The sequence below is a fragment of the Streptomyces sp. NPDC051172 genome, from assembly GCF_040682555.1.
Lineage (GTDB): Bacteria > Actinomycetota > Actinomycetes > Streptomycetales > Streptomycetaceae > Streptomyces.
The window spans coordinates 1-6758 of the sequence record NZ_JBFBBE010000229.1; the positions used below are offsets into that span (position 1 = coordinate 1).

General features: G+C 67.8%; 9 protein-coding genes. All 9 read right to left on the reverse strand.

The window, feature by feature from the left end; genetic code table 11:
- Positions 1–27 precede the first annotated feature (27 nt).
- The 9 genes from AB0N07_RS49225 to AB0N07_RS49265 are packed head-to-tail and all read right to left on the reverse strand — an operon-like array spanning position 28 to position 6656.
- Positions 28–402 (reverse strand): AMP-binding protein, encoded by a 375-nt coding sequence (locus AB0N07_RS49225; protein WP_365847279.1) that lies wholly within the window; start codon positions 400–402, stop codon positions 28–30.
- A 6-nt stretch (positions 403–408) separates the two neighbouring features.
- The gene (locus AB0N07_RS49230) at positions 409–1146 is read right to left on the reverse strand and encodes a DUF1365 domain-containing protein (protein ID WP_365847281.1); all 738 of its coding nucleotides are present in this window, start codon (positions 1144–1146) and stop codon (positions 409–411) included.
- Positions 1140–2396 carry an FAD-dependent oxidoreductase gene (locus tag AB0N07_RS49235; protein WP_365847283.1) on the reverse strand — a complete coding sequence of 419 codons (1257 nt, stop codon included), beginning with the start codon at positions 2394–2396 and terminating at the stop codon, positions 1140–1142. Before AB0N07_RS49235 ends, AB0N07_RS49230 begins: the two co-directional genes overlap by 7 nt.
- Positions 2393–3565 (reverse strand): cytochrome P450, encoded by a 1173-nt coding sequence (locus AB0N07_RS49240; RefSeq protein ID WP_365847285.1) that lies wholly within the window; start codon positions 3563–3565, stop codon positions 2393–2395. The genes AB0N07_RS49235 and AB0N07_RS49240 overlap by 4 nt, the downstream gene beginning before the upstream one ends.
- Positions 3565–4584 (reverse strand): beta-ketoacyl-ACP synthase 3, encoded by a 1020-nt coding sequence (locus tag AB0N07_RS49245; RefSeq protein WP_365847287.1) that lies wholly within the window; start codon positions 4582–4584, stop codon positions 3565–3567. The genes AB0N07_RS49240 and AB0N07_RS49245 overlap by 1 nt, the downstream gene beginning before the upstream one ends.
- Complete coding sequence (locus AB0N07_RS49250) at positions 4584–5444, reverse strand: class I SAM-dependent methyltransferase (protein ID WP_365847289.1); 861 nt, start codon at positions 5442–5444, stop codon at positions 4584–4586. The genes AB0N07_RS49245 and AB0N07_RS49250 overlap by 1 nt, the downstream gene beginning before the upstream one ends.
- Positions 5441–5701: an acyl carrier protein gene (locus tag AB0N07_RS49255; protein ID WP_365847291.1), complete on the reverse strand. Its 261-nt coding sequence runs from the start codon at positions 5699–5701 to the stop codon at positions 5441–5443. The genes AB0N07_RS49250 and AB0N07_RS49255 overlap by 4 nt, the downstream gene beginning before the upstream one ends.
- Positions 5698–6417: a 4'-phosphopantetheinyl transferase superfamily protein gene (locus tag AB0N07_RS49260; RefSeq protein ID WP_365847293.1), complete on the reverse strand. Its 720-nt coding sequence runs from the start codon at positions 6415–6417 to the stop codon at positions 5698–5700. Before AB0N07_RS49260 ends, AB0N07_RS49255 begins: the two co-directional genes overlap by 4 nt.
- Positions 6414–6656, reverse strand: coding sequence for a hypothetical protein (locus AB0N07_RS49265; protein WP_365847295.1), 243 nt, complete (start codon positions 6654–6656; stop codon positions 6414–6416). The genes AB0N07_RS49260 and AB0N07_RS49265 overlap by 4 nt, the downstream gene beginning before the upstream one ends.
- Between the last annotated feature and the right edge of the window lie 102 nt (positions 6657–6758).

Here is a 6758-nt window from a genome sequence, read left to right on the forward strand (position 1 = left end):
CCTGATCCACAAGACCGGCCCCGCCACCTACGCCCTCGCCTGCTGACCCGACACGCTCGACACCGACCAGAAGATCCTTAACTTCCCGGCCTTGACCCTTGCCCTATCGGCGGACCTGCTGGGCACCGGCAGCACGCTGGCCGCCGCACCGGCGCGCAGGACGGCGAACAGACAGGCCAAGAAGTCTGGCCCGGTGCCGTGTATCAGCCCGACCAGGTCACCCGGCCCCACCCCGTTGCGTCGCAGATGGGCGGCGTAGCCGGTGGCCAGGGCATCCAGCTCGGCTGCGGTCAGTACTTCACCAGTCCCGGGGTAGAACGAGGCTGCCTCGGGGTGCGCCTGTGCGACGAGGTGCAGAGCATCGCTCAGCGTCCTCCCAGGCAGGATCTGTTTCGCAATCATCCGTGTTCACGTCCTTGTCCTAGGCTGGACGCCGGGTTGAGGTGCGTGGGTTCGACGTCGCCGCAGAGTCAGTCCCCGGCGGCGCAGGCGCCAGCTCTGGTAGTGGATCCTTACGGTGGTCCAGCGGGCCGCCACCGGGTTGCCGATGGACGCAAAGGCGTCTCGCCAGGCGCCGCTGGGCTCGCGAACCCCAGTCAGGGTGGCAACCAGGGCTGGCTTCCCCGCGCCCCGAGTCAGCGTGAACGTCACCCGTAGCGTGTCCTCGCCGAGGTGGACGCGGCTCTTGTACCGGCCGTCCAAGGGGAAGAATGGTGAGACGTACAGGGCCTTGTCGAAACACGCGCGGCCGATCGGGTCCGGGCGCACCAGATAGCAGTGCCTGTCGCCGAAGGTGTTGCGAACCTCAAGGATCAAGCAGATGAGCCGGTCGGCCCGGTCATGGCACCAATACACCGTGATGGGATCGAAGGCATAGCCGAGCCCTCGGGCCTGAGAGAGCATCAGCACCCGGCCACCCGCCAGTTCGATCCCGTTCAGGCCGAGAAAGTGGTCCACGTTGTGGCGCAGGCTCCGGCCGGGATCGCCCAAATGGTCCGCCGGGTGGACACTGCGCAGCAGCCGGGCGAGGCGGCCGCGCCGATCCGGCATGTCGAGGTCCGTAAGCCACAACCGGAAGCGGTGACGGAACGAGAAGCGTGCCCCCTCCAGCCGGTGGTGTGTAACCACGCACCGGTACCTCACCATGAGACGCCCAATGCCCGTGCGGCCGCGACACCCGAGTGGCAACCGTCCTCGTGGAAACCCCAGCCGTGGTACGCCCCGGCGTAAGCCAGGGTAGGCGAGTTGAGGCTCGCCAGCCGGTCCTGGGCGCGCAGGCTCTCGAGGGTGTAGAGGGGGTGCTCATAACGCATAGCGGCCAGCACCTGGCTCGGGTCGACCCTGTCGGGGGCGTTGAGTGTCACCACGTAGTCGGTTCCGGTAGGCAGGCCCTGCAATTGGTTGAGGTGGTAGCTAACGCTGACATCTTTGTCGGCGGCGTCGCAGTGGTCCTGCCGGAAGTTCCACGACGCCCGGTCGGCCATCGCCTCCGGCAGCAGTTGGGAGTCGGTGTGCAGGAGCACGTCGCTGGAAACATAGCTGATCGCCGCCAAGACCTCCTGCTCCTCGCAGGTGGGGTCGGTGCGCATGGCCAGGGCATCTGCCGGATGGGCGCCGATCACGGCGGCATCGAAGTATTCGGTACGGCCATGCTCGTTGGTCACCTCGACACCCCGGGCGGCTCGGGTTACCGCCACCACTCGGGTGGCCGGGCGAACGTCCGGGAGCCCGGCGACGATGCGGCGTACGTAGTCCGCCGAGCCACCGACGATCGTCCGCCACCGGGTCGCTCTGCTGCCGTGCAGCAGACCGTGGTTGGAAAGGAACCGGAAGAGGTACCGAGCTGGGTACTGCAGCGCGCTGCTCGGACCGCACGACCACACCGCGCAGACCAGCGGCAACAGCAGATGCCGCACGAAGTACCCGGAATAGCCTTCCCCTTCCAGGAGTTCACCGAGGGTGAGAGATGTCGCGGGCTCAGCCAGCACTTTGCTGACCTGGCCGTTGAAGCGCTCCATCTCGGCAAGAGCCTGCCGCCAGGTGAGGCGGTCGACGGAGGGCGGCCTACTCGGTACGGACCGCAGCGTGCTTCCGCTTACGTAACGCAGACCGCACCCCTCGCAGCTGACCGACATCGACATCTCCGAACCCCGGGTACTGACTCCGACTTCGGTGAACATCCTGGTCAGCAAGGGGTAATTCGCCGCGTTGTGCACAATGAATCCAGAGTCCACCGGCAGCTGTGCTACCCCCACCCGATGGGTGTGCGTGTGCCCGCCCAGTCTCGCGTCGGCCTCGAACAGCGTGACGTATCGTTCTCGGCTCAGGATATGCGCAGCGGTCAAACCCCCGACTCCGGAGCCGATGACGGCGACCGTGGAACGTGTCTCGCTCACCTCGCCTCCAGAACCAGGCGCGTCATGTAGTTCCTGAGCAACGCCGGACGGACGACGGGGGGCTCCGCCACCCGCAGAGTGGGGAAGCGGCGGTAAAGGCGGGCCGGGATCCGGCTGAGCACAAGCTGTACCATCGCCCGGCCCAGACAGCTGTGGGCTCCGTGCCCAAAGGACAGTGTCCGGGAGAGGCCGGGACGGGACGGGCGAAAAACGTCCGGGTCAGCCCACTGGGCTGGATCACGGTTCGCCGCAGCAGTGAGGACCATGATCGAATCGCCTGCGACGATCGGGACGCCGGTCAGTTCGGCGTCCATCCGTGCGATCCGCACGGTACCTTGGGCGGGGGCGTCGTAGCGCAGCAACTCCTCGACACCGGCGTCTGTTGCCACCGGGTCACCAAGGAGACCTTCCCGCTCCCACGGGAACCGGTCCAGGGTCTGGATCAGATTGCCGATGGCGGCGGACAGGTTGACCAGCCCTGGGCCGAGGACCCCCACCGCTTCGGCAGGGGAGAGCCCTCGCAGGGGGGACGCGCCGTCGGCTACTCGGGCCGCGAAGCCGAGCAGCGTCCCCGCGGCCTGATCCTCGACGTCGGTGAGCAACTGAGGCGCCTCGTCAATAACCTTCGCGAAGGCCCATGCGGCCGGCAGCACGGCCGCCGTGTCGGCCTCCGAAACGCCGAAGAGATCGGCGAAGATACCGGCCGCGACCGGCTCGATCAGCGTTCCCATGGCCTCCACGGCACCCGTCCGCGAGAATTCGGCCGCTAGTCGTTCCACCGCCTGATCAATCCGGCGTTCCACCCGGATGGCGAAGTCCCCGCCAAGCGCGTCGGCGAGCGCCCTGTGCATGGCCGAGCGGGCTGCGCGGTGGCCGTCGCCCTCCTTGAGCGTCACCAAGTCGGCACCTAGCAGCGCCGCCGGGTGGTCCCGCCAAGCCGGCTGCGTGGCATCCCGCCGAGCAGGGGGCGGCGGCCCGAACCGGTCGGCGTCCCGCAGCACCTCGGCGACCTCTTGGTATCCCAGGACCACCACACCGCGCCACATCCGGAGCACCGGGCCGAACGCCCGCAGCTGGGCGAGAATCGGATACCGCGCGCTGTGCTCGGTCGCGCGGCGCAACCGGGCCAGCAGCATGGCCGCCTGCCGACCGCCGGGCTGGCGGGGCATCACGCCGCCCCCTCGGGGAGACGTACGACTTGCGCAGCGTGGGCGAGGCCGGCACCGAAGCCGACCAGAAGGGCCAGCCCGCGCGGTTCTACCTCGCCTTCGGCCAACAATCTGCTCATCGCCAGCGGAATGGAGGCCGCCGACGTGTTCCCCTGCTCGGCCACGTCGAAGGCCACCTGGACATGCTCGGGCAGGTTGAGCGCCGTCGAGACAGCGGTGACGATCCGGCCGTTGGCCTGGTGCGGAATGAACGCGCTGAGGTCCTCCACGCCCACCCCGGCCAACTCCAAGGCATGACGGGCGACCGGCGCCATCTCTTGGATCGCCCACCGATACACGGCCGTTCCCGACATCTCGAGCCGGCCGGGCCAGGGCCCGGCAGGGTCCGAGCGCAGCCGGTCCCAGGGTGCGGCCTGGCGGATGACGTCCTTCCTGGTACCGTCTGCGCCCCAGACGACCGGGCCGATCGCCACCTCGTCCGAGGGGCCGACCACAACCGCGCCGGCACCGTCCGCGAACAGGAACGAGGTGGACGAATCGTCGAGGTCCAACATGTCACTGATCCGTTCGGCTCCGATGACGAGGACATACCTGCTCCCCCCGGACCGAACAGTGTCGCTGGCGAGAGCAAGCGCATAGCAAAACCCGGCACAGGCCGCGGAGAGGTCGAAGGCCCCGGCGTTGACCGCACCGATCTCCGCCGCCACGACGGGCGCGACCGCCGGGGTCTGCTGGAGGTGGGTGATGGTGGCGACGATGACGCACCCCACATCTTCCGAGGCGATCGCGGCGTGTGCGAGCGCGTTCTTCGCGGCGGCGGCGCTCATCGCTGCCAGGGTCTCGGTCTCGATGGCCCAGCGACGACTACGGATGCCGCTCCGAGCGACGATCCACTTCTCCGGCAAGTCGAGGTTTTCCGCAATCTCAGCGTTGTTTACGACCCGGCTGCCGCGATAGGCGCCGACGCCGAGGATGGCCGTGGCCGCGCGGTGTTCCGCAGCTCTGAGACGGATGGCCATCAGAGTACCCTCCCGGGGAGCCGCAGTTCGCCCATCCGGCTGTTGATCGCGCTCAATGCGTAATGTTTGGCGGTGTAGCCCCAACTCGCGTTCGCCGTGTCGAAGTACCGGTTGGTCTCCTCCGCGAATCCGGGCTGTACCAGCTCCAGTTCCGTCCACCGGGCCGCGATCCGCTCCTGCCAGGCTTCGATGGTGCGGCGGTAATCCGCCGTGAGATCGGTGATCGAAGAGATACCAAGGCCAGCGTCCTCGAAGGACTGGATCAGGTTGGAGAGCGTCGGCATAGCGGTGTAACCGAACACCTCGACCGCGTGCTCGCTCGCCGGCCGCGGCTCGTATTCCGCCTTATCTGCAGCACTACGGTAACAAGAGGAGGACACGTATAGTCGGCCCCGCTGCTTCAGCAGACGCCGGATGGCCTTCAGCGTTTCGACGTGGTCGGGGAAGTGTTCCAGCACACCGATCGCGCTTACTGCGTCAAAGCTTCGCTCCGGCAATGCCACTTGCTGAAACGGTGCCACCTCCATCCGGACACGGTTGGCCACCCCGGCCGCAGTGGCGCGCGCCACGATGAATGCCGCTTGCTGCGGCGAAGGGGTCACCCCGACCACGTCGCAGCCCAGCTCCAGGGCCAGGAACAAGACCATGCTGCCCCAGCCGGAGCCGATGTCCAGCACCCGCTCGCCACCGCGCAGTCCCAACAGGCCCGCGACGAAGCGCAATTTCGCCTCCTGCGCTTCGTCGAGGGACGCAGCGCCGGTGGCGTAGAGGCCGCTGGTGTATTTCATCCGCTGATCGAGGAACATCTCGAACAGCTTCGGCGACTGGTCGTAATGCCGATTGGTCACCGCCTCGATCATCGCACCACCGCCTGTTGCGCGGCGAGAACGAGTGCGACCAAATCCGCCACTGTTTCGGCATCCCGGATCTGATCGTCGTCGAATTCCAGGCCGTACTCACGCTCGAGGCGGGAGACCACACGGAGCAGACGCACCGAGTCGGCGCGGGGCAGGTCGTCGAGACGACTCGTCTCCAGGACTTCGTCGGCTGCTATCTCCAGCTCCCGGGCGAGATTGTCGCGGACGGTCTGCAGGATGGCATCGCTGGGAAGGCTCATATACGTTGTCCTTTCGGTTCGGTCAGGGACGTGCCGCGCGCCCCGGGGTCCAGCAAGGTCAATTCGGTGGTGTGTACTTCGTGGCCAACGAGGGCCACCACCGTCCCCTCCCAGTCGAACGTCCGGCTGGGCAGTCGCAGCCCAGCGGGCACACTGACGGCTGGGCCGTCCGGCAACCAGTGCACCCGGTATGCGCGCAGGCCTGACCACCTGCCGATGACGGCCTTGTAGGCGGCTTCCTTGAGCGTCCACAGCACCGTGGGATCGAGGCCGGCGGGTATCGTCTCGCCGGGGCCGAGGATGCGGCGGGCCAGCTCTGGGTCGCACCGACCCCGGACCTCCACATCGATACCAACCTGACGACCGGCCGGAGCGACGACGCAGGCGACCCGGTCGCCGGTGTGGGACAGCGAGACCTCGACCCCGCGCAAGCCGCGCACCCGAGGTGCACCTGACACGCCGTCGGGTACCAGTTCCGCCTGGCCGGCCCGTCTGCCATAACGCAAACTGAGGGCGGCCCGTGCGGTGAGTCGGCCGATCAGCCACTCCCTGCGACGCCACGGCGGGTAGGTCTCGGCGGCACGCCGTTCCCAGGCACTCGCCTCGGCTGAATCCAGGTTCACCCCAGTCCAGTCGGCCAGTACGGCCAGGACGGCTGGCTCGACCTTCCGGATGGGCGGGATTTCTTCGACGGTCAGGTCGGACGCAGCGGTCATGGCAGGCGCCCCAGCGAGTCGATCAGCCGCATCACGTCGTCACTGCCGGCTTGGCCGGGGTTGTCGACGAAGTCGGAGACCAGCCGAGCCAGCGCACCGTACGCCTCCGTGTGGTCGTAGCCGAGCGCGTCCGCGAGGTGGAACGACCACCGCCGATATCCGGCGAGCGTCGCCGCCAGGGGCATCCGAAAGGTCGCGACCACATCCTTCAGATACGGTGCCGCCGCTGCCCTGTCCATATTGAGGTACCGGGGTTGAACTCGCGGTGGCGGGCCGATCGATCATCCGGCTCCCATGATCAGTCCGGTCTCGATGAGGCAGCCGTCGATCAGGTCCGACCG

Bases quoted from the DNA above. Each gene is read 5' to 3' on its own strand.
- AB0N07_RS49225 (WP_365847279.1), bottom strand. From the start codon at position 402: ATGATTGCGAAACAGATCCTGCCTGGGAGGACGCTGAGCGATGCTCTG.
- AB0N07_RS49230 (WP_365847281.1), bottom strand. From the start codon at position 1,146: ATGGTGAGGTACCGGTGCGTGGTTACACACCACCGGCTGGAGGGGGCA.
- AB0N07_RS49240 (WP_365847285.1), bottom strand. From the start codon at position 3,565: ATGCCCCGCCAGCCCGGCGGTCGGCAGGCGGCCATGCTGCTGGCCCGG.
- AB0N07_RS49245 (WP_365847287.1), bottom strand. From the start codon at position 4,584: ATGGCCATCCGTCTCAGAGCTGCGGAACACCGCGCGGCCACGGCCATC.
- AB0N07_RS49250 (WP_365847289.1), bottom strand. From the start codon at position 5,444: ATGATCGAGGCGGTGACCAATCGGCATTACGACCAGTCGCCGAAGCTG.
- AB0N07_RS49255 (WP_365847291.1), bottom strand. From the start codon at position 5,701: ATGAGCCTTCCCAGCGATGCCATCCTGCAGACCGTCCGCGACAATCTC.
- AB0N07_RS49260 (WP_365847293.1), bottom strand. From the start codon at position 6,417: ATGACCGCTGCGTCCGACCTGACCGTCGAAGAAATCCCGCCCATCCGG.
- AB0N07_RS49265 (WP_365847295.1), bottom strand. From the start codon at position 6,656: ATGGACAGGGCAGCGGCGGCACCGTATCTGAAGGATGTGGTCGCGACC.